Origin of the sequence: Nocardia cyriacigeorgica GUH-2 (genome assembly GCF_000284035.1) — a bacterium.
GTDB classification, from domain to species: Bacteria; Actinomycetota; Actinomycetes; order Mycobacteriales; family Mycobacteriaceae; genus Nocardia; species Nocardia cyriacigeorgica_B.
Map to the genome: position 1 here is coordinate 2,696,764 of NC_016887.1, position 21,109 is coordinate 2,717,872.

The following is a 21,109-nucleotide window of genomic DNA, read 5'->3' on the forward strand; positions in this document are numbered from 1 at the left end:
CACCGATCGGGTGCCTGTCCCGCCGTCGTTCCAGCCACGGAGAACCGATGAAACGCGCGTCGCGTAAAGGCCGAAAGCCCGGGCCGCCCCCGGCCGACCCACTCCCGAGACCGAGACCGCGCCCGTGCTGACCGCGGCGAGCATTGCGCTCGGAATCCTCGTCGTCCTGCTCATCACCGCCCTGACCGGGTACTTCGTCGCCCAGGAATTCGCCTACATGGCGGTGGACCGGTCCCGGTTGAAGGCACGCGCCGCAGCGGGGGACAAGCCGGCCGCCCGGGCGCTTGGCGTCACGCGGCGCACCTCGTTCATGCTCTCCGGTGCGCAGCTGGGTATCACCGTCACCGGTCTGCTCGTCGGCTATGTCGCCGAACCGTTGATCGGTCGCGGGCTGGGCGAGCTGCTCGGCGGAGTCGGTGTGCCCGCCGGCGCAGGAATCGCGGTCGGCGCGGTACTGGCCATCGCGTTCTCCACCCTGGTGCAGATGCTCTTCGGTGAGCTCTTTCCGAAGAACCTCGCCATTGCCAGACCCGAGCCGGTGGCGCGCCGGCTCGCCACCTCCACGACGGTGTATCTGAAGCTGTTCGGCTGGCTGATCTGGTTGTTCGACCAGTCCTCGAATGTGCTTCTGCGCGCGCTGCGCATCGAACCGGTGCACGACGTGGAACACTCGGCCACCCCGCGCGACCTCGAGCACATCGTCGCCAGCTCGCGGGCGGCCGGTGAGTTGCCGCGCGAGCTGTCGACACTGCTCGACCGGATCCTGGACTTCCCGACCGCCGACGCCGAGCACGCCATGATCCCGCGCTCGCGCGTCGACACCGTGCACCTCGATGATCCGGTCGCGCAGGTGCTGGCGCGCATGGGCACCGGACACACCCGATACCCGGTCGTCGGAACCTCGAGCGACGACCTGCGCGGCATCATCCATCTGCACGACCTGCTCGACGGCTCCGCGGCGGGCACGGCCGCCCAGCATCTGCGTCCGGCCGTCGTGGTCCCGGGTTCACTGGCCTTGCCCGAGGTCGTCGCGCAGTTGGATGCGGCCGGTGACGAGATGGCGCTGGTGGTCGACGAATACGGTGGGTTCGCCGGCATCGTCACGATCGAGGACATCGCCGAGGAGCTGGTCGGTGAGATCGCCGACGAGCATGACACCGGGCCTGATACCGGCATCGTCGCCGAGGGGGACGGCTGGGTGGTGGCCGGGGATGTCCACCTGGACGAGATCGAACGTGTGCTCGAGGTCGAACTGCCCGCCGGCGATTACGAAACCATCGCCGGGCTGGTCATTTCCGCCTACGGCGGACTGCCGGAGCCGGGGACGCGGGTCGAGATCGCGCTCGCACCCAGCGGCGCCGACTACCTCGACGGACACCCGGCGGGCGAGCGCAGCCTGGAGGCGGAGGTCCGGGCGGTGGCCAAACATGTGCCGGCCTCGGTGTTCATGACCCTGCGGACCGAGCGTCAGGTGGCTGGTGATGAGTAATCCGTGGGTCGTCGCGGTCGTCACGATCGGATTGATCGCGGCCAGCGCCTTCTTCGTCGCCGTCGAATTCGCCCTGATCGCCGCACGGCGCCATCGTCTCGAAGACGCCGCCGTCACCAGCACCGCCGCCCGGGCCGCGCTGCGCAGTTCCGCGGAACTGTCGGTGCTGCTGGCGGGTTCGCAGCTCGGCATCACCGTGTGCACCCTGGCGCTCGGTGCGATCACCAAACCCGCGGTGCACCATTGGCTCACGCCGTTGTTCGACGACGCCGGCGCGCCGTTGTGGGCCGCCGATGTGGCCGGGTTCGTGCTGGCGCTGGTGATCGTCACCTTCCTGCACCTGGTGGTGGGGGAGATGGCGCCGAAGTCGTGGGCGATCGCGCATCCCGAGCGGTCGGCCACGGTGCTCGCCATCCCGATGCGCGCCTTCATGGCCGTCACCCGACCGCTGTTGCACCTGCTGAACCAGATGGCGAACTGGTGCCTGCGCCGGGTAGGGGTGACGCCGGTCGACGAAGTCGATTCCGGACAGGACCCGGCCGCGTTGCGCCACCTCGTCGAATATTCCGCCACCGCGGGCACTCTCGACGAACGCTATCGCGGCAACCTGATCAGCGCCCTCGAGCTGGAGCAACTGACCGTCGGTGACCTGATGCGCCCGGACACCGATCCCGACGCGGTGGCGCCCAGCGCGCACCGCGACGAGATCCAGGCGGCCTCGCGCGCCACCGGCCACCTGCGGCTGCTGGTCCGCGACGGCAACGACTTCCGAGGCGTGGTGCACGTGCGCGACAGCCTCACCGCCCCGCCACAGTCCACCGCAGCGGAGCTGATGCGACCGGTGCTCACACTGTCCGTGGACACACCCATCTACGAAGCGCTGCACACCATGCGCGAGACCCGCACCCATCTGGCGGTGGTGACCGGCGAAACCGGCGGCATGGCCGGGCTGATCACCATCACCGATGTGCTGCGGCGCCTGCTGCCCACCGCGACGGGCGAGCCGGATCAGCGGGTGGTGTAGCCGCCGTTGGCGAAGATGGTCTGGCCGGTGATCCAGCCGCCGTCGGTGACCAGGAATTCCACCAGCGGCGCGATGTCGTCGATGCGGGTCAGGCGCCCACCCATCGCCTGCGATTTGTGGAACTCGACGCGCTCCGGGGTTTCCTGCGGGTAGAAGAACGGCGTGTCCATCGGGCCTGGGGCGACATTGTTGACGGCGATGCCGCGCGCGGCGAATTCCTTGGCGGCGGCGCGGGTGAAGTGTTCGACCGGGCTCTTGGCACCGGCATAGGTGGAGTAGCCGTCGGTGAACGCGGCCAGCAGTGAGGTGACGACGGTAACGATGCGTCCGCCGTCGGCCAGCCGTTTGCCCGCTTCTTGCAGGAAGAAGTAGGCGGCCTTGGCATTGATGTCGAACATGGCGTCGTACTCGGCCTCGGTGGTGTCGAGGATCGGTTTGCGCAATACCTTGCCGACAGTGTTCACAGCGATATCGACGGTGCCGAACGCGTCGGCGGCGGCGTCGAACAGAGCGGTCACATTCGCCGGCACGGTGAGGTCGCCCTGGTATGTGGCCGCTTTCGCGCCCGCTGCTTCGATGGCGGCCACGGTCTTCTCGGCGTCGGCTTCGGTGCTCGCGCTGTTGTAGTGCACCAGCACGTTGGCACCGCGCTCGGCGAGGGTGGTGCTGATCAGGCCGCCCAGGTTCTTCGCGCCCGCGGCGACGACGGCGGATTTGCCTGCCAGTGTGTCGGTCATCGTTGTATCCCTTGCTCGGTCGTTGGTTTCGCTACCGACGCTAGGACCAGGCTTCACAAATGGAAAACAGATCTTCAGCGTAGTTTCACAAGCAGTACTTGTTAGCCTTGCTGCATGGCTGACGACGTGCTGGATCCGCGTCGGCTCCGGCAATTCCTGGCGGTCGCCGAGCACATGAACATGAGCCGGGCAGCGGCCGAACTGCATCTCACCCAGCAGGCGGTGAGTAGCACGATCAAGACCCTCGAACGGGATCTGGGGGTGCGGTTGCTGCATCGGTCCGGCCGCCGGATCTCGCTGACTCCGGCCGGTGCGGCCCTGCGCGCGGGCGCCAGGCCGGTGATCGATGCCGCGGCGGCGTTGGCCCGCGACACCAGGCAAGCCGCCGATGCCGGTCGACGAGCCCACCTGGCGATCGCCCACACGCCGGCGATCTCCTCGGAGGAGGTATTCGACCTGACCGCCGGGGTGCGCGCCGCATACCCCGACGCCTCGATCACCGCGCGCCCCTGCTTTCCGGACGAACTCGTCGCCGCACTGCGCGACGGGTCGGCCGACGTGGCATTGCGGCGCGGCGCCACCTCACCCGACGACGTCGCCGCCGCCGTGATCGCCTACACCCCACTGCATGTGGCCGTGGCGGCCACGCACCGGCTGGCGCAGCACACCACGCTGACGATGGACCAGCTGGCCGGCGAACGGCTCATCGTGTGGGGCCCGCCCGGCACCTCGTTCTACGCCGACTACCTGCTGTCGGTGTGCCGGCGCGCCGGATTCGAGCCGCCCGTCGTCGTCAACCACATCCAGGGCACCGCGCCGACGACCGCGGTGATCGGCAGCGACTGCTTCGCCTTCGTGACCGCCGAACCGGGCACCTATCACCACGGGCAGGCGGTGGTGCGCTCGATCGATCAGCCGCCGGTCGCCCCGGTGCAGGCGCTGTGGTTGCGGCACACCGAATCCGCGTTGCGGCGTGCGTTTCTCGGTGGGCCGCAGGCGTCACAGGATGGGGCGGCCGCCGGTGACGGCGAGGCGGGCGCCGGAGATGTAGCTGCCGTCGTCGCAGGCGAGTAGGACGTAGGCGGCGGCCAGTTCAGCGGGCTGGCCGGCGCGGCCGAGCGGGACGTCGTCGCCGAAAGCGGTGACCTTCTCCACCGGCATGGTCGACGGGATCAGCGGAGTCCAGATCGGGCCGGGCGCCACGCTGTTGACGCGGATGCCCTGCTCGCCCAGCATCTGGGCGAGGCTGGCCGAGAAATTGGCGATCGCTGCTTTGGTCGCGGCGTAGGGCGCCAGCGTCGGGGAGGGCATGTCGGAATTCACCGAGGAACTGCCGATGATCGACGAGCCAGGCGGCATATGCGGCACCGCGGCCTTCACCAGATGGAAGTAGGCGCCGACGTTGACCCGGAAGGTGTAGTCGAATTCCTCGGCGCTGATCTCATCGAGCGTTTCGTGGGTCATCTGATAGGCGGCATTGCTGACCAGCACATCGATATGCCCGAATTCGCGCACGGCGTGCTCGATGACGGCGCGGCAGTGCTCGGGATCGGCGAGGTCGCCGGGCACCAGCTCCGCGCGCCGGCCCGCCTGCTCCACCAGCTCCGCCACTTCCTGCGCGTCTTCGTGCTCGTCGAGATAGGAGATGAGCACATCGGCGCCTTCGCGGGCGAAGGCGATGGCGACCGCCCGGCCGATACCGCTGTCGGCGCCGGTGACCACGGTGGCTTTGCCGGTCATCTTGCCCGAGCCGCGATAGCTGTCCTCCCCGCAGTCCGGGCGCGGCTGCATCTGTGCCTGGATGCCGGGAACCTTTTGCTGCTGTTCGGGAAAGCCCATGGTGGTGTCCCTTCTCAGCGGTCAGTGCGCATCGAGGGTGATGACGACCTTGACGTCATCGGGGTCGGGGGTGAACGCATCGGCGAACTTCGCCACGGGGAGGCGGCGGGTGATGAGGCGGTCGAGCCAGCCCGGGTCGGCGGCGGCGATGGCGTCGGCGGCGAGATGGTAGTGGCGCAGGTTGGCATTGACCGAGCCGACGACGACGTCGTTCTCCAGCACGATGTCGCGATGCATCGCACCCGCGTCGACGTCGATCAACCGGCCCATCGGTGATACGCCGGTCAGGCACACCACGCCGAAGGGGGCGGTATTGCCCATGGCGGCGAAGACCACCTCGTTGGCTCCGGTCGCTTCGATGATGATGTCGGCACGCAGCCGTTCGGCGATCGCGGCGGCGTCGCCGTGGTGGTAGGTGGCGCCGAGATCGCCGACCAGGCGCGGTTTGACGCCGTGCTCGACGCGGTCCAGCACGTGGACGTCGAGTCCGCGTTGGCTGCCGAGCAGCGCGGCGAGCAGACCGATCGGGCCGGCGCCGGTGACCAGCACCCGCGCGGGCTCGAACCAGCCGCGCTCGCCGATGCGTTCGACCTGCTCCCACGCCTTGGCGACCACGCTCGCCGGTTCCATCAGCACGCCCGCCCGCTGCAGCCGCGGATCGAGGGCGACCGCGTATTCGGGCTCCACACACCACTGTTCGGCGGCGTAGCCGTCGAGTTCCTTGATGCCGCGTTCGGTGTAGCGGCCGTTGCGGCAATTGTCGAACTCCCCGCGCGCGCACGCCCCGCATGGCACCGGATCGGGGCGGCGCACGACGCCAACGACGAGGTCACCGGCGGCGAAATCGCTGCCGTCGGGCGCGGTACGCACCCGGCCCAGGGATTCGTGGCCGAGGATCAGCCGGTCCTTGCCCGGTGGTGGCCAGCCGTAGCCGGCGCCGGCGATCTCGCGGTCGGTGCCGCAGACACCGACCGCGACACCGTCGACGAGCAGTTCACCCGGGCCGGGTTCGGGCTCGGGCAGCTCGTCCAGCCGCAGTGATTCGGTGCCGTTCGGGTCGACGGTGAGCGCGCGCATGCTGCCGGGCTACCCGTATCGCGGCAGGTCATGCGTGGGGAGCGAGTCATGCTGGCGGACAACCGGTTCGCCGGTGGAGTGGGCTTCGGAAAAAGTTGCGGTCTCGGTGATTAGCCCGGCCGAGTCCGGGAATCGCACCCCTCGAGGCCGGTGACGGTCTCACAACCAGAAAGGAGTACGAGATGGCAGACTCCAAGAACCCTGGTCAGTTCGGCAATCGTCCGGACACGGAGGAGCAGGCTCGCCGCGGTGGGCAGGCCAGTACGGGTAGCTTCGGCGAGCGCAACGCCGCCGACCCGAGCCAGGCCGGCCGCAAGGGCGCCGAAGCTCAGCCGACCGAAGCGAAGGCACGCGGTGGGCAGCACAGCCACGGCGGTCACTGACCGCCGGCCACCGGATGCCGACGGTCGCCGGTAGCGGCGACCTGAGACGGACCCGGCGTCGCCACGTTTTCCCGAACCCCTCCGGGAGGCGTGTGCGCGCCGGGTCCGTCGTCGTCTACCGGGAGAATGCGCTCCATCGAGCCCGGAAACATATGCGACCTAGTGCCCGTTGTGCCGGTGGACGCTGCGTGCCGAGTTCATCTCACCCAGTCGTCGCCGCATCGGCGCCACCAGCCACACCACGACGAACACCGCGGCCGTCGCCGCGCCGGTGACGATGGCCGCGACCGGCCCGACGACCACGTCGACGATCAGCGTGGTCACCCCGCACATCGCCACACCCAGCAGCGCCAGCCCGGCCAGTGTGTAGCGATGCGCCGCGGTCACGATCGTCTGCAAGCGGTGCCGGCGAAACAGCAGCCGATGCCACGACACCGGCGCGACCAGGAAGATGGTGCCGCCGACCGCCGCGCCCGCGGTGACCAGATACACCGCGCGCATGCCGCTGTCGAGCGAATCGAACGAGGACTGGAACGGCAGGATCATCAGGAAACCAGTCAGCAACTGCACGCCGGTCTGGAGGACGCGCAGCTCTTGCAGCAGGTGCGCCCAGTTCCGGTCTAGTCGTTGCGTAGGGGTTTCGGCACGAGCGTGCCAGTTCCAGGTGTCGTGGTCGGCGCCCGCGGTGGAACTACCGCGTCGTATGCCCGCACGTCGTGGACGGGCATTACCCGTGGAATGTGTGCGACGTACCGGCATGACTTTCCTCTGTGCTCACTGCGACGGTCCGGGTGGACCTGCTTGCCGCGTACCCGCATCGGTCCAGGTCATGCCCGCGATACGGGTGTGCGACCCGGGCGCGATGAGATCGCCGTAGCTCGACCGCCGGGCGATTCGGTGGCTGCGCACCGGGTACGCGATCGATATCGGAGCCGTCCGGCGATCTCGCACGGCCGGGCGCCTACCAGCAGAAAGGAGCTCTGCGATGCCGAAGACAACCGCACGCGGTGAGGCCAAGCGCTCGGAGTTGCCGAGCACACTGCAGCGTTCGAGTGAGAAGGCACAGCGAACCTTCGCCAAGGCCCACGACGCCGCTCTCGAGGAGTACGGCAGCGAATCACGGGCACACCGGGTGGCCTACAGCGCGCTCAAGCACAGCTACGAGAAGGTCGGCGACCACTGGGAGCCCAAGGAGCGCCGTGGTCCGTCCGACGAGCGGGCCGAGAGCGGCGGCCCGAACGCGACGGGCGGCACCGCCGAGGGCGTGAACGCCAACGCGACCAAGAAGCACCTGATCAACGTTGCCGGACGGCTGGAGATCGCCGGTCGCTGGAAGATGACCAAGAGCGAACTCATCGACGCCATCGAGAAGACCAACCGGCGCAAGACCGCGGCCCGGCGCCGCTGACGCCGCGCGGCCTCATTCCCGGCGATGCCTGCGGTGGCTGGTGTCGCACAGCGGATAACACTTGGAGCGCTTACACAGGCAGATCGCGACCTGGAAACGATCCGAGCGCACGATGCGCCCGTCGGCGGTGACCAGCTCGACCGGGCCGTCGACGAGGGCGGGACCGTCCTTGGTGAACCGCACGCGCGTGGGTTCAGGGCTTGGTTCGGTCGGCACGGATCACCACCAATTCCTCATGTCGCTGACCGGGTTCGATCAGGCCTTGCTCGGCCAGCCACTGCGCCCGCGAACGCATGATCGGCCCGAACGGAATCCGGGAGCGTGCCACCACGGCCGCCTTCAGCCCGCCGGCCCGCAACCGGGACACGGTGATGTGCGGCCCGCTGATCGCCGATTGCACCAGCAGGGCGACCCCGTTGTGGTCGAGAAGGCTCGGCAGCCGGGCGCACAGCGGGTCGAGCAGGGCCCGGCCGCGATCGCCGGCGTCCCAGGCCCGTGCGCCCAAGCGGGACCGGCTGCCCTCGGCGACCGGAACATACGGCGGGTTGGCCAGCACCACGTCGAAACGGCGATTGTGCATGACGGTGCGGAAATCGCCGTGCACCAGTTCGACGGCGAGCCTGCGCAGCCGGATGTTCATCCAGGCCGAGAGCACGGCCGCGCGGGAGATGTCGACCGCGGTCACGGTCGCGGCACCGGCCTTGGCCGCGGCGATCGCGACGGCGCCGGTGCCGGTACACAGATCGAGCACCCGTCCGCCGGGTGCCAGCCCGGCCTCGGTCAGGGCGCGGGCGAGCAGCCAGGAATCGGCCTGCGGGCGGTACACGCCTGGGGCGCAAATGAGTCTCATGTCGAGGGGATATCCCGTTTAGCCCGCATCATTCGTGCTGGTCGTCGGCTCGCTCGGCAGCACCGACGGATCCAGCAGCGAACTGCGCCCGGCGCGCCAGCAATCGACCACGTGATCACCGAAACGATCTTCGAGCAGATTGGTCGCCTGGATGCCGAACACCATCGACGGAATCAGGGCCGGTTCGCGCGCGGCCAGATCGCCGATGACGCCGTCGCGCATGACCTGCTCGTGCACGGCGTCGGCCTCCACGTGCTCGCGATAGAACAGCACACAGGCCGGATCGGCGCCCATCCGCTCGAGGACCTCCACCAGCCGCGCCGAACCGGGCGGCGAGGTGATCTCCACGGTGGCGAAATGCCCGACCAGCGCACCCCGCCATTTGCGGTGCAGCCCGAACAGCGACATGGTGTTGACCAGCGCGATCATCGGCGTCGGCACCGCATCCAGGTAGTGCAGGTAGCCCGGGTCGAGCCCGGCACCGGCCAGCAGATCGGCGAACAGCCGGGCGTGCACGCGTTCGCCGCGCCCGCCGCCGAACTCGTCGAACTCCACCGCCACCAGTGAGGCCTTGGCCTGCCCGCGCAGCCGCGGAATCACCCAGGCGTAGGGGTCGGCCTCCTTGTGGTGGTAGATGGAGCGGTGCACGAAGTATTCGCGCAGCTGAGTCCAATCCAGGTGCTCGCGCAGATACCGGCCGACGCCGGGGGCATCGACCGGGGCGGTGAGCAGATAGTCGAGTTCGCCGTCGAGGTCGCGGCCGCCGGCAACGTCGTCGTGCAGTGCCTCCGACCAGGCCTGCTCGAGTTCGGCGCGCAGCCGCAGCAGTCCCGGGTCCCACTCCCAGTCCGGATCCACCCCCTCGAAGCCGTGATAGTGCAGCTCATAGCAGGTGTGCAGGGCCAGGTGCAGATCATCGCTGTACGGGTCGATATGCCCGGCGGGCGGCACCGGATTGCCGGGCTGCCCGCGCAATGTCTGCGTCATGGCCTCCGACAGCGGGCCGCGTGGCCGGGGCAGCACGAGATGGTCCTCGATCGCTGGGGACATAGTGGCGGCATACCCGGTGCCGGGGACGGCAATCAGGTCACAGCGCGATCCCGATGTACTTGGTCTCCAGATACTCCTCGAGACCTTCGGCGCCGCCCTCGCGGCCCAGGCCCGAGGACTTCACCCCGCCGAACGGTGCGGCCGGGTTGGAGACGACGCCGGAGTTGAGGCCGATCATCCCGGTCTCCAGCCGCTCGGCGACGGTGAGGGCCTCGCCGATGTTCTCGGCGAACACGTAGCCGATGAGCCCGGCATCGGTGTCGTTGGCCATCGCCACCGCTTCGCCGGTGGTGGTGAAGGTGCGGATCGGGGCGATCGGGCCGAAGATCTCTCCGGTCAGGATCGCCGAGTCCGGGTCCAGGTCGGCCAGCACCGTCGGTTCGACGAAATGGCCGGGGCCGGGGAGGGTTTTGCCGCCGGTGAGCACGCGGGCGCCGCGGTCGGTGGCGTCCTCGACCAGGGCGCTCACCTTGGTGACTGCGGCGGCGTCGATGAGTGGCCCGACGTCGGTGCCTGCGTCCAGGCCGTTGCCGACCGTGAGCGCGGCGAGCGCGTCGGCCAGGCGGCGCGCGAACTCCTCGGCCAGCGATTCGTGCACCAGGAACAGGTTGGCGGCCGTGCAGGCCTCGCCGGTATTGCGCATTTTGGCGGCGACGGCTCCGGCGACGGCGCGATCGAGATCCGCCGACGCCAGCACCACGAACGGTGCGTTGCCGCCGAGTTCCATCGACACCCGCAGCATCCGCTCGGCGGCCTGCGCGGTGAGCGCGCGCCCGACGGCGGTGGAGCCGGTGAAGGTGAGCTTGCGCAGGCGCGGATCGGTGATGATCGGCTGCGACAGTTGCGGGGCCGCGGAGGTCGTCACGCAGTTGACCACCCCCGGTGGCAGCCCGGCCTCGTCCAGCACCGTCATCAATGCCAGCATGGTCAACGGTGTCTGCGGTGCCGGTTTGATCACCACCGTGCACCCGGCTGCCAGTGCGGGCGCGATCTTGCGGGTGCCCATGGCGAGCGGGAAATTCCACGGCGTGATCGCGAAGACCGGCCCGACGGGCTGTTTCAGCGTCATGATCCGGTTGCCGCCGGCCGGTGCGCGCTGATAGCTGCCCGACGCGCGCACGCCCTGTTCGGCGAACCAGCGCAAGAACTCCGCGCCGTAGGCGACCTCACCGCGCGCCTCGGCCAGCGGCTTGCCCATTTCCAGGGTGATCAGGGTGGCGAACTGGTCGGCGCGCTCGTGTAGCAGCGCGAACGCGGCCATCAGGATGTCGCTGCGGGCCCGCGGATCGGTGTCGGCCCAGGCGGATTGGGCGCGCGCGGCGGCGTCGAGCGCGGCCAGACCGGTGGCCGGGTCGGCGTCGGCGACGTGGGTCAGCGTCGTTGCGGTGGCGGGGTTCTCGACGGCGAGAGTGGCCGGGTGATCGGTCCAGTGACCGTCGATGAAGTGTCCGGTGGGCAGGTCGGCCAGGGCCTGATCGACGGGGCTCACGCGTTCGCCTGCTCGGGCTGATCGAACATGATGACCTGGCGGATCGCCAGGCCGTCGGCGAGCAGATCCATCGCCTCGTTGATCTCGGTCAGCGCGATGCGCGACGAAATGAGCTTGTCCACCGGCAATTTCCCGTCCCGCCACATCTGCGCGTAGCGGGGGATATCGCGCGCGGGGACGGCCGAACCGAGGTAGCTGCCGATCACCGTGCGTGCTTCGGCGGTGATCGTCAACGGTGAGATCGAGGCGCGCGCGGCCGGCGCGGGCAGGCCCACGGTGATCGTCGTGCCGCCGGATCGGGTTGCGGCGAAAGCGGTTTCGAAGGCACGCGGATGGCCGGCGCATTCGATGACGTAGCGGGCCTTGATGCCGGCCTCGGCGATCTGCTCGGGGGTGTAGACCTCGGTGGCGCCCAGCGCCTTGGCCTGCTCCAGTTTGTCCGCGACCGTATCGACCGCGATGATCTGGCGCACGTCCTGCGCCTTCGCGGTGATCACCGCCGCCATGCCGACTCCGCCGAGCCCGACCACCATCACCGAATCCGATGGCGCCGGCTTGGCCACATTGAGCACCGCACCGCCACCGGTGAGGACGGCGCAGCCCAGCACCGCGGCGACATCCGGCGGGATATCGGCGTCGACCGGGACCGCCGAGGCGCGGTCGATCACGGCGTGGGTGGCGAATCCGGAGACCCCGAGATGATGGTGCACGGTTTCGCCGTCGCGGGTCAGGTGCCGCGAATGGTGCAGCAGTTCGCCCGCGTTGTTGGTGAGGGTGCCCGCCGAACACGGCAGCCGCCCGTCCTCGGCGCAGGCCTCGCACTGTTCGCAGCGTGGCAGGAACGACATCACCACGCGCTGGCCGGGCACCAGGTCGGTGACGGCGTCGCCGGTGGCTTCCACAATGCCCGCCGCCTCGTGTCCGAGCAGCATCGGCGTCGGCCGCAGCCGGTTGCCGTCGACCACGCTCAGATCCGAATGGCACACGCCCGCCGCCTCGATGCGAACCAGCAGTTCGGTGGGCCCGGGCGGGCTGAGTTCGACCTCGCCCACGGTGATCGGCCGCGATCGGGCGAACGGCCGGGCCCGGCCGGATTCCTCGAGGACAGCTCCGGTGATCTTCATCGGCTCCCTGACGTCGTGACGGGTGGGTCGGCGGTTCCAAGATATGGCCGCGATCACCAGGTGTACATGACCTTGCCGTACATTCATTCCGACGACGAGTGTGCGTCGTGCACATAGGAAGGTCCGATCGTGGAGCTATCGCTGCTGGAAGGCATCGACGCCGGCATCACCGAGGACGAGCTCGACGCCCAACTCACCGAGGCTCTGCGGCGCCACGAGATCACCGAGGCCGCCGCGACCGCCGCCCGCGCCATCCACCGCAGGCTGGCCGAACGCCGCGAGCGCGAAGAACTGCTGCGGGTGCTGCACGACACCGCCACCGACCTGACCGGCATCCGCGACGTGGAGGCGGTGCTGGCCGCCATCGTGCGGCGCACCCGGCTGCTGACCGGCAGCGATATGGCCTACATCAGCCTCAACGACTACCGCACCCGCGAGACCTACATCCGCAAATCCGACGGCGTGATCACCCAGGCCTACCGGACCATCCGGATGCCCATCGGTACCGGCGTGCTCGGGAAGGCGGCGGCGGGGCTGTCGCCGTATCAGTCGGCCGACTATCTCGCCGACCCGGACATCGTGCATCTGCCACATATCGACGCCATCGTCCGCGCCGAAGGCGTGCGCGCGATCCTCGGGGTGCCGTTGAATCTGCACGGCAGCGTGATCGGCGCGCTGTTGATCGCGGATCGGTCGCCGCGCAGCTATCCCAGCGGGCTCATCGACCTCATCGATACCGTCGGCAAACACGCCGCGGTCGCGCTCGACAATGCCGAACGCTTCGCCGAGATCACCAGTGCGCTCGATGATCTCGCCACCCAGCAAGACACCCACATCGGCCGGGTGCGGCAGTTGCAGGACGTCATCGCGCTGGACGAGCGGCTGATCGAAACGGTGGTCGGCGGGCGCGGGCTCGAGGGCTTCGTCGAACTCGCCCACCAGGTGCTTGCCGCGCCCGCCGCCGTCCTCGATCCCGCGGGCGGGGTACTGGCCGCCCATCCCGGCGGTGCGTGGGTCGAGACGGTCGGCGTCGGCGGGCCGGAATTCGCGGGTGTCGTCGCCACCGGGAAGCCACGGGCGCTGCGGGACTACACGCTGGTGCCCGCGAAGGCCGGCGGCGCGCATCTGGCGACATTGGTCCTCGCCGGTGCGATTCCGGCGGCCCAGGGCGGACTGCTGGAGCGGCTGGCGATCTTCCTGACCGTGCTGCGGCTGTTCGACCAGGTGGCCCATGATGCCGAGCAACGGCAGCAGTTCGAGGTGCTCGACGACATCCTCTCCGAACGCGGGGTTGCGCTCGATCAGGTGCAGCGGCGGGCGGCGCGGTTCGGCCTGCGGGCGGGGGATGCGCTGACCAGCATCGTCATCGACACGCACGGCGCCGACCACCGGCGCGTCGACGAATACGTCCGGCGCGCGCTCGGATCGAGCCGAGCGCTGGTGGCCGAGCACGGCGGGCATATCTGCGTGCTCGTCGCCGACGGGCAGCACACGGTCGCCGCGCTGGAGCACGAATTCGCGGCGCACGGCGTTATGGCGACTATCGGATTCGCCGGTCCCGCTGCGGGTTTGGGTTCCGTGCGCAGCATGCACCGGCAGGCCGAACGGGCGCTGTCGACCTTGCAGCTGCTCGGTCGCACGGGCCAGAGCCTCGACGGCGCCCGGCTCGGTGCGGTCGGCCTGCTGCTCGACGCGGCAGGCGCGCTCGGCGCCGACTACGAACCACTCGGCGAGATCACGCCGCTGCTCGACTACGACCGCGACCATGCGACCGCGCTCACCGAGACCGCGTGGACGTTCCTGGAAACCAACGCAAGTCTGGCCGAGACGGCCGCGCGGCTGTTCATCCACCGCAATACGGTGCGGCAGCGCCTGGCCCGCATTGCCGAACTACTCGGCGCCGATTGGCTGGACAACACCCGCCGGCTCGACCTGCACCTCGCCCTGCGGATCTGGAAATTGCGGTCGGCTCCCACTCAGTAGGCCAATAATGGCAGTTTCTGCCACAAAGGCGTAGGCTGCGGATATGGCACGCAAGCCACTCGAGCCGGAAGTACTGGTGGAGATGTCTCGCACGTGCGCGGACCTGTTCGTCCGCGCGGGCGGTTCGTCGCCGACGGTGGCCGAACTGGCCGCGGCGGCCGGGCTCGCCGAACGCAGCTTCTACCGCTACTTCCCGACCAAGGAAGACAGCCTGCGCCCGATGTTCGACGACGGCAACCACGCCTTCGCCCGCGCCATCGACGCCCAACCCGAGGCCGACGGCTTCGCCGAGGTGCTCGTGCATGCCTTCGAACGCACCTTCGCAGGCACCGCCGACGAGCAGTCGCGCGCCATCATGGCGACCGTCTTCGCCGACCCGGCGCTGCGGCGGGTGTGGCTGGAGGCCAGCTACGAGACGGCCGCGATCATCCGGCCCGGCATCGCCCGGCGCATCGGCGCCGCGCAGACCGACATCGCCACCACGGTGGCCTGCGGACAGGCCGTGCTGTTCGTCATCGCGGGCATGACCCACATGGTGCGAGACGGGCTGTCCTCCGGTGCGGCCGCGGCCGCCGTCGCCCGCGCCATGTTCGGGCGCACCGACATCCCGAGCGATGCGGATTCCGCACCGCGAAACGAAAGGAATTCCCATGAATCTCGCTGACAAGGTCGTCCTGGTCACCGGCGGTGCCCGTGGTCTGGGCGAAGCGTTCGCGCGCGGCATCGTCGCTGCCGGCGGGCGCGTGATGATCGGTGATCTGCTCGATGAGGAAGGTGCGGCGGTGGCCGCCTCGCTCGGCGACAACGCGGGCTACGTGCACCTCGACGTCACCGACCCGGCCGACTGGCAGGCCGCCGTCGACGCCACCGTCGCCGCCTTCGGCAAGCTCACCGGCCTGGTCAACAACGCGGGCATCTCGGCCTCCGGGCAGACCGTGGCCGACGAACCGCTCGACACCTTCCAGCGCATCATCCAGATCAACCTGGTATCGGTGCACACCGGCATCCACACCGCGGTCCCGGCCATGCGCGCGGCGGGCGGCGGCTCCATCGTCAACATCTCGTCGGCCGCCGGCCTCATCGGCATGGCGTTGACCAGCGGATACGGCGCCGCGAAATGGGGAGTGCGCGGGCTCACCAAGGTAGCCGCGGTGGAACTCGGGCGGGAGAACATCCGCGTCAACTCCGTACATCCCGGCATGGTCTACACCCCGATGACCGCACCGACCGGCATCAGCCCCGAGCCGGGCGCCTTCCCGAACAATCCCTTCCAGCGGGTGGGCCGGGCCGAGGAACTGGTCGGCGCCGTCACCTACCTGCTCAGCGACGCCGCCTCCTACACCACCGGCGCCGAACTCGCCGTCGACGGCGGATGGACGGCCGGGCCTTCGGTGGAGTACATCACCGGGCAGTGAATCCGATCGGCCCGGCGAGTCGCGCGCTGTCGGCCGCCTCATGCGGTCAGCACGCGCTGCTCCAACCGGCGGATCAACCCGTGGAGCTTGGGGTCGGCGGCGAGGCGGCTGTCGAGGACGATGTTCACCGCGCCACGCAGTAGTGCGTAGGGCTCCCAGCCGGAGGGGGCGATGGTGCGGGGGGCGCGGCGGGTGATGCCGTCGGCGATGGTGCGGGCGGCCTGTTCGGCGGTGATGCGGGTGTTGAGGGGCCAGGGGAGCATGGCGTCGAGTTCGATGCCGAGTTCGTCGGCGTCGAGCATGTCGTGGGTCATGGCGGTCTCGACCACGCCGAAGTAGGCGATGCCGGCGCTGGCGCCGACGGCGGCGAGTTCGACGCGCAGGGCGCGGCCGAATTGTTCGACGGCGGCCTTGCTCATCATGTACGGCGAGCCACCCATACCGGGGGCGAACGCCGCGCACGAGGACACCACGACCACATGGCCTTTCGCCGCGATCACCGCATCGAGCGCGGGATGCACGGTGTTGAACACCCCGGTCAGGTTGATGCCGAGGACGCGGTCGAATTCGCGCGGATCCATGGTGCGGATGGTGGCGGGCGCGGGCGTCACGCCGGCATTGGCGACGACGATGTCGAGCGCGCCGAAGCGCTCCAGAGTGTGCGCCACGACCTCGGTCATCCCCGCGCGGTCGGCGACGTCGGCGCCGAGGGCGAGCGCCCGCGGACCCAGCGCGCGAGCGGCCGACTGTGCCGCCGCCTCATCGATATCCACCAGCACCACCGACGCCCCACGCGAGTACAAGATCTCGGCCAGTTCCAGGCCGATGCCCTGACCGGCGCCGGTGATCAGCGCCGTCCGTCCGGCCACCGGGTAGCTGCCGCGGCCGGCGAAGGGGTTGAATGGCAGGTCGATCACCGGGTCACCTCATAGGAATGCGCATCGAATTTGCTGGTGCGGCGGCGGTATTCGAAGCTCCAGTTGGGGTAGAGCCCGGCATTGCCGCCGTCGGGGGTGGTGTAGTAGCTGGTGCAGCCGCCCGTCAGCCAGACCGTCGAGGCACTGCGTTCGGCCATCTCCCGCACGAAGGCGTCCTGAACGTGGCGGCGCACCTCGACCCGCCGGGCACCGGTCTCGCGCATGGTCTTCACCGCGTCCACGATGTAGGCGATCTGCGATTCGATCATGTAGATGGCGGACTGGTTACCCGCCGCCCCGAACGGTGCCAGGGTGGCGAAGAAGTTCGGGAACTCCGCGACCGCTGTACCGAGATAGGACTGCGGACGCCGCTGATACAGCTGCGCGAGGGAGCGGCCCTTACGGCCGACGAACCGGTCGAACACCGACGGAATCGGGTCGAATCCGGTGCCGTAGATGATGGTGTCGACCGGTATCTCCACACCCGCCCCAGTGACGATGGAATGCGGCCTGACCTCGGCGATCGGGTCGGTGACCACATCAACATTGTGCTGGTCCAGCGCCGGCAGGTAGGCGTCGGAGAAGATCGCGCGTTTGCAGCCGATCATGTAGTCGGGCGTCACCTTCCTGCGCAGCTGCGGGTCGCGGATCTGGCGGCGCAACTGCATCCGGCCCAGCAGCTCATACGGATGACGGAACCGGTTGTCCACGAACCCGACCAGCCCGAAGCCCTCGATCAGCGTGTACCAGGTGCCGCGCATCGCCTTCTGCGCCAACGGCAGACGATCCAGCAGCATCCGCTCCCAGGCACCGGTACGCCGATCCATCCGCGGCACGATCCACGGCGCCGACCGCTGAAACACTGTGAGCTGCTCGACCTTCGGCTGGATTTCCGGAATGAACTGCACCGCCGACGCCCCGGTGCCGATCACCGCGACCCGCTCACCGGTCAGTTCATGGTCGTGATCCCAGTGCAGCGAATGGAAGGTGGTCCCCTCGAACGACTCCAGCCCGGGCAGCGACGGATACTTCGCCTCGGCGAACACCCCCGCTGCCGAGATCAGGAAATCCGCGGTCAACCGCCCGCGTGAGGTGTCGATGCGCCACAGCGCACGCTGCTCGTCCCAGTGCGCGGCGGTCAGTTCGGTATCGAACCGGATATGGCGCACCACATCGTGTTCGGTGGCCACCGAGCGCAGATACTCCAGGATCTCCGGCTGCTTGCCGTAGGTGCGTGACCAGCGCGGATTCGGCGCGAACGAATAGCTGTACAGGTGCGAGGGCACATCGCAGGCGCAACCGGGATAGGTGTTGGCTTGCCAGGTGCCGCCGAGATCACCGGCCCGTTCGAGCACCACCAGATCCGCGAAACCGGCCTCTCGCAGTTTGATGGCCAGCCCGATCCCGCCGAATCCGGCGCCGACGATGGCGATATGGGTGTGCTCAGGACTTGCGGACATGGGACTCCTCGTCGAGGCGGGACAGGGGTTCAGAGATCGATGACGAGCGAGGGTCCCGCCGCGCGCGAGACGCACGTGAGCATCCGGTCGTCGCGATCGGCGCCGGTGAGTAGCCGATCACGGTGATCGACCTGCCCGGCGAGCACGGCGACCTTGCACGTTCCGCAGAAACCCTGACGGCAGGAGTAGAGCACATCGGGCACCACGCGGCCGATCGCGGCCAAGGCGGTCTCCTCGGCGCCGACGCGCACCGTGGTCCCGGTGCGCGCGAGGGTGAGATCGAAGGGTTTCCCGTCGACCACCGGAAGTGCCGAAAAGCGTTCTGTGTGCAGCGAACCGGTGGGATTGAGGTCGAAGAAGACCCGCTGCGCCGCGGCCAGGACGGGCGGTGGGCCGCAGACGTACACCGCCGCACCCGGCTCGGCGCGGGCGATCAGCTCCGCGATGCGCGGCGGGCCGAATTCGTCGTCGGGCAGCACTTCGGCGGTGGCGGGCAGTTCATCGAGGAACGGCATCGTCGAGCGCGACCGGCCCAGATAGATCAGCTGCCCGCGCGCTCCCGCCGCACGCGCCATCGGCAGGATCGGCGTGATCCCGATGCCGGCCGCCAGGAACAGATACGACGGCGCCTCGACGAAGGTGAACGCATTGCGTGGTCCGCGCACCCGGATCGGGTCGCCGGTGCGCAACTCGTCGTGCACCTCGATCGAACCGCCGCCGCCGTCGGCGAGACGACGCACCGCGATCCGGTAGGAATACCGATCGGATGGGTCGCCGCACAGCGAGTACTGGCGTTGCCGGCTCGAGGGCAGAAAGATGTCCAGATGCGATCCCGGTGTCCAGGCCGGCAATCGGCCACCATCGGCCGCGCGCAAGGTCAGAACCCGCACGTCCCCGGCGGTCACGATGCTGGAATCCAGCACCAGGTCGAGGTCGAAACCGGTGCGCCGCAAAGGTTTGCGTCGCGACAGCAGCGCGGCCGCGGGCCCGGCGACGAACACGTGCTTGTACACATCGACCGCCGTGGCCAGCACCCGCAAACTCGCCAGGGGAGCGGGATGGTGGGTCACCGTCACCACGCCCCCAGCTGGTCGACGGCGGCGCTGTCGTGGGCGGCGCGGGCGGCCGGCGAATGTGCCAGGTACCGCAACGCGTTGTCCATCGAACCCAGTTGCGAGGGATGGAAACTCGGACGCAGGTACCGGGGCATCTCGGTGAAGAACACCGTCCAGCTGGGAATCACCCCGCGCGCGGTCGCGCTGACGAACTGCAGCGGCCAGAACCGGCCCTTGTCCGGCGAGGGATCCTTCCGGTACAGATACGCCGTCGAGACGATGAACAACGGCAGCAGCGTCGCGGTGGCCAGCAGCGCGGTGCGCGCCCGCCGGGCATAGCCGCCGTCCAGATGCATATAGGCGTCGAAGACGACGCTGCGGTGCTCGACTTCCTCGGCGCCGTGCCAGCGCACCAGGTCGAGCATCGTCGGATGCATCCCCTTCTGTTCGAGCACCTGCGCCTCCAGCAGCCATTCGCCGATCACCGCGGTGAAATGCTCCATGCCCGCGAACAAGCCGAGCCGCTCGCGCAGCCAGGCCCGCTTGGCCCGGCCGGTGAGACCGTGATCGCCGAGCACCCGGTCGACCAGCCACGCCACCGCCTGCACGTAGCCCTCGGCGTCCAGGCCGAGCGATTGCAGATGCTTGCGGGCGCCTTCGTGGCTGCTGGCGTGCATCGTCTCCTGGCCGACGAAGCCCTGCACTTCCTCGCGCAGCCGGGGGTCGTCGATATGGGGTAGCGCCTCGGCCAGCGCCATCGCCATGGCGCGTTCGCCCTCGGGCAGCACCAGATGCATCACGTTGACGATGTGGGTGGCCAGGACCTCGTCGGGGATGTAGTGCATGGGCACCGAATCGAAATCGAAGTGCACGTCACGGGCGTGGATCGCGTGCGCTTCTTCCCGGTACGGACGCCTCGTTGCGTCGATTTCCGCCATGTACCAGACCGTACAGTGCAACAAATAGCTTTGCAATGTTGCAGCAACAAATTGCCGCCGAATGTTGCACAAGTGCGTCGGGTTGCTACGTTGGAAGCTGTGACCACAGCGGCTGCCAGCAGGGACGACACCGATTCGATCGAATCGCGGATCCTCGACGCGGCGCTCGATCAATTCGGTCAGCTCGGCATCAAGAAGACGACGATCGAAGACATCGCCCGCAAGGCGGGCGTGGACCGGGTGACGGTCTACCGGCGCATCGGATCCCGCGACGACGTCGTGCGCGCGGTGGCGTTGCGCGAGGTGAATGCCGTGCTCACCGAACTCGACGACGTCGCCGCCCGCAACGACACCCTCGCCGACCTCGTCGCCGACATCTTCGTCACCGTCGTCACCCGCTGGCGTGAGCATCCGCTGGTGCAGCGGATGCTCACGGTGGAGTCCGATCGGTTGCTACCGCAGCTCACCACCGAGGGTGGTGCGGCGTTCACGGTGTCGACCTCCGCGGGCCTGGCCGCGCTCCAGCAGGCGGTCGAGCGGGGGCTGCTGCCGGATTCACCGGATCTGGGCACGCGGGTGGAGATCGCCTGCCGGTTCGTGCATTCGCTGATCCTGCAACCGGTCGGCTCGATTCCGCTCGACAGCGACGATCAGATGCGTGCGTTCGCGCGGCAGTACCTGGTGCCGATCGTCACCGGCTGACGCGGCTACTGCGCGTCGTCGCCCTCCTCGGCCTCGGCGTTGAGCGCCTTCTCCAGCTCCACCCGCAGGCGGTTGGCGGTCGAGGTGTCGCCGGCGTCTTCGGCGGTGGTGATGTCCTGGCGCAGCTGCGCGATCGTGTCCTGGGAAACCATGAATCCTCCTTCGAGGT

23 protein-coding genes are annotated in these 21,109 nt (G+C 69.0%); 9 read left to right on the forward strand and 14 right to left on the reverse strand.

Features of this window, described 5'->3' with window-relative positions; translation table 11 throughout:
• Positions 1–124: 124 nt before the first annotated feature.
• Positions 125–1,489 carry a hemolysin family protein gene (locus tag NOCYR_RS12190; RefSeq protein ID WP_014350676.1) on the forward strand — a complete coding sequence of 455 codons (1,365 nt, stop codon included), beginning with the start codon at positions 125–127 and terminating at the stop codon, positions 1,487–1,489.
• Positions 1,482–2,513, forward strand: coding sequence for a hemolysin family protein (locus NOCYR_RS12195; protein ID WP_048833295.1), 1,032 nt, complete (start codon positions 1,482–1,484; stop codon positions 2,511–2,513). Before NOCYR_RS12190 ends, NOCYR_RS12195 begins: the two co-directional genes overlap by 8 nt.
• Here the strand turns inward: NOCYR_RS12195 and NOCYR_RS12200 are convergent.
• Entirely contained in the window at positions 2,498–3,250 is a 753-nt protein-coding gene (locus NOCYR_RS12200; protein WP_014350678.1) for an SDR family oxidoreductase, read from the reverse strand. The genes NOCYR_RS12195 and NOCYR_RS12200 overlap by 16 nt on opposite strands.
• Before the next feature lie 114 nt (positions 3,251–3,364).
• On the opposite strand from NOCYR_RS12200, the gene NOCYR_RS12205 reads away from it, so the two are divergent.
• A complete protein-coding gene (locus NOCYR_RS12205; RefSeq protein ID WP_014350679.1) occupies positions 3,365–4,324 on the forward strand; it encodes a LysR family transcriptional regulator in 960 nt (319 codons plus the stop codon).
• Here the strand turns inward: NOCYR_RS12205 and NOCYR_RS12210 are convergent.
• Positions 4,250–5,089, reverse strand: coding sequence for an SDR family oxidoreductase (locus NOCYR_RS12210; protein ID WP_014350680.1), 840 nt, complete (start codon positions 5,087–5,089; stop codon positions 4,250–4,252). The genes NOCYR_RS12205 and NOCYR_RS12210 overlap by 75 nt on opposite strands.
• A 21-nt stretch (positions 5,090–5,110) precedes the next feature.
• Positions 5,111–6,166: a glucose 1-dehydrogenase gene (locus NOCYR_RS12215; RefSeq protein ID WP_014350681.1), complete on the reverse strand. Its 1,056-nt coding sequence runs from the start codon at positions 6,164–6,166 to the stop codon at positions 5,111–5,113.
• Between the two features lie 182 nt (positions 6,167–6,348).
• Between NOCYR_RS12215 and NOCYR_RS12220 the strand changes: the two genes are divergently transcribed.
• Positions 6,349–6,549 carry a hypothetical protein gene (locus NOCYR_RS12220; protein ID WP_014350682.1) on the forward strand — a complete coding sequence of 67 codons (201 nt, stop codon included), beginning with the start codon at positions 6,349–6,351 and terminating at the stop codon, positions 6,547–6,549.
• Between the two features lie 159 nt (positions 6,550–6,708).
• Here the strand turns inward: NOCYR_RS12220 and NOCYR_RS12225 are convergent, their stop codons facing one another.
• A complete protein-coding gene (locus NOCYR_RS12225) occupies positions 6,709–7,308 on the reverse strand; it encodes a DUF6328 family protein (protein ID WP_228794399.1) in 600 nt (199 codons plus the stop codon).
• A gap of 226 nt (positions 7,309–7,534) precedes the next feature.
• Here NOCYR_RS12225 and NOCYR_RS12230 point away from each other — a divergent pair, with 226 nt between their 5' ends.
• Positions 7,535–7,957 (forward strand): ChaB family protein, encoded by a 423-nt coding sequence (locus tag NOCYR_RS12230; RefSeq protein WP_014350684.1) that lies wholly within the window; start codon positions 7,535–7,537, stop codon positions 7,955–7,957.
• A 12-nt stretch (positions 7,958–7,969) separates the two neighbouring features.
• Here the strand turns inward: NOCYR_RS12230 and NOCYR_RS12235 are convergent, their stop codons facing one another.
• Genes NOCYR_RS12235 through NOCYR_RS12255 form a run of 5 tightly spaced genes read right to left on the reverse strand, consistent with a single transcriptional unit; the run spans position 7,970 to position 12,470 of the window.
• A complete protein-coding gene (locus tag NOCYR_RS12235) occupies positions 7,970–8,173 on the reverse strand; it encodes a CDGSH iron-sulfur domain-containing protein (protein ID WP_048833296.1) in 204 nt (67 codons plus the stop codon).
• Entirely contained in the window at positions 8,151–8,807 is a 657-nt protein-coding gene (locus NOCYR_RS12240) for a HemK2/MTQ2 family protein methyltransferase (RefSeq protein ID WP_081505386.1), read from the reverse strand. Before NOCYR_RS12240 ends, NOCYR_RS12235 begins: the two co-directional genes overlap by 23 nt.
• 18 nt (positions 8,808–8,825) lie before the next feature.
• Positions 8,826–9,857, reverse strand: coding sequence for an iron-containing redox enzyme family protein (locus tag NOCYR_RS12245; protein WP_014350687.1), 1,032 nt, complete (start codon positions 9,855–9,857; stop codon positions 8,826–8,828).
• A gap of 37 nt (positions 9,858–9,894) precedes the next feature.
• Entirely contained in the window at positions 9,895–11,346 is a 1,452-nt protein-coding gene (locus NOCYR_RS12250; protein ID WP_014350688.1) for an NAD-dependent succinate-semialdehyde dehydrogenase, read from the reverse strand.
• On the reverse strand, positions 11,343–12,470 hold the full coding sequence (locus NOCYR_RS12255) for a zinc-binding dehydrogenase (protein ID WP_014350689.1): 1,128 nt from the start codon (positions 12,468–12,470) through the stop codon (positions 11,343–11,345). The genes NOCYR_RS12250 and NOCYR_RS12255 overlap by 4 nt, the downstream gene beginning before the upstream one ends.
• A gap of 129 nt (positions 12,471–12,599) precedes the next feature.
• On the opposite strand from NOCYR_RS12255, the gene NOCYR_RS12260 reads away from it, so the two are divergent.
• Genes NOCYR_RS12260 through NOCYR_RS12270 form a run of 3 tightly spaced genes read left to right on the forward strand, consistent with a single transcriptional unit; the run spans position 12,600 to position 15,868 of the window.
• A complete protein-coding gene (locus tag NOCYR_RS12260) occupies positions 12,600–14,453 on the forward strand; it encodes a helix-turn-helix domain-containing protein (RefSeq protein WP_014350690.1) in 1,854 nt (617 codons plus the stop codon).
• Positions 14,454–14,496: 43 nt separating this feature from the next.
• Positions 14,497–15,117 (forward strand): TetR/AcrR family transcriptional regulator, encoded by a 621-nt coding sequence (locus NOCYR_RS12265; RefSeq protein WP_014350691.1) that lies wholly within the window; start codon positions 14,497–14,499, stop codon positions 15,115–15,117.
• A complete protein-coding gene (locus NOCYR_RS12270) occupies positions 15,104–15,868 on the forward strand; it encodes a glucose 1-dehydrogenase (RefSeq protein ID WP_014350692.1) in 765 nt (254 codons plus the stop codon). Before NOCYR_RS12265 ends, NOCYR_RS12270 begins: the two co-directional genes overlap by 14 nt.
• A gap of 38 nt (positions 15,869–15,906) precedes the next feature.
• Here NOCYR_RS12270 and NOCYR_RS12275 read toward each other — a convergent pair whose 3' ends face one another.
• The 4 genes from NOCYR_RS12275 to NOCYR_RS12290 are packed head-to-tail and all read right to left on the reverse strand — an operon-like array spanning position 15,907 to position 20,238.
• Entirely contained in the window at positions 15,907–16,785 is an 879-nt protein-coding gene (locus NOCYR_RS12275; protein ID WP_014350693.1) for an SDR family oxidoreductase, read from the reverse strand.
• Positions 16,782–18,245 carry a flavin-containing monooxygenase gene (locus NOCYR_RS12280; RefSeq protein WP_014350694.1) on the reverse strand — a complete coding sequence of 488 codons (1,464 nt, stop codon included), beginning with the start codon at positions 18,243–18,245 and terminating at the stop codon, positions 16,782–16,784. The genes NOCYR_RS12275 and NOCYR_RS12280 overlap by 4 nt, the downstream gene beginning before the upstream one ends.
• A gap of 29 nt (positions 18,246–18,274) precedes the next feature.
• On the reverse strand, positions 18,275–19,321 hold the full coding sequence (locus NOCYR_RS12285; RefSeq protein ID WP_014350695.1) for a PDR/VanB family oxidoreductase: 1,047 nt from the start codon (positions 19,319–19,321) through the stop codon (positions 18,275–18,277).
• On the reverse strand, positions 19,318–20,238 hold the full coding sequence (locus NOCYR_RS12290; protein ID WP_014350696.1) for a metal-dependent hydrolase: 921 nt from the start codon (positions 20,236–20,238) through the stop codon (positions 19,318–19,320). Before NOCYR_RS12290 ends, NOCYR_RS12285 begins: the two co-directional genes overlap by 4 nt.
• Before the next feature lie 99 nt (positions 20,239–20,337).
• On the opposite strand from NOCYR_RS12290, the gene NOCYR_RS12295 reads away from it, so the two are divergent.
• Positions 20,338–20,940 (forward strand): TetR/AcrR family transcriptional regulator, encoded by a 603-nt coding sequence (locus NOCYR_RS12295; RefSeq protein WP_014350697.1) that lies wholly within the window; start codon positions 20,338–20,340, stop codon positions 20,938–20,940.
• 5 nt (positions 20,941–20,945) lie between these two features.
• Here the strand turns inward: NOCYR_RS12295 and NOCYR_RS29720 are convergent, their stop codons facing one another.
• Positions 20,946–21,092, reverse strand: coding sequence for a hypothetical protein (locus NOCYR_RS29720; protein WP_014350698.1), 147 nt, complete (start codon positions 21,090–21,092; stop codon positions 20,946–20,948).
• Between the last annotated feature and the right edge of the window lie 17 nt (positions 21,093–21,109).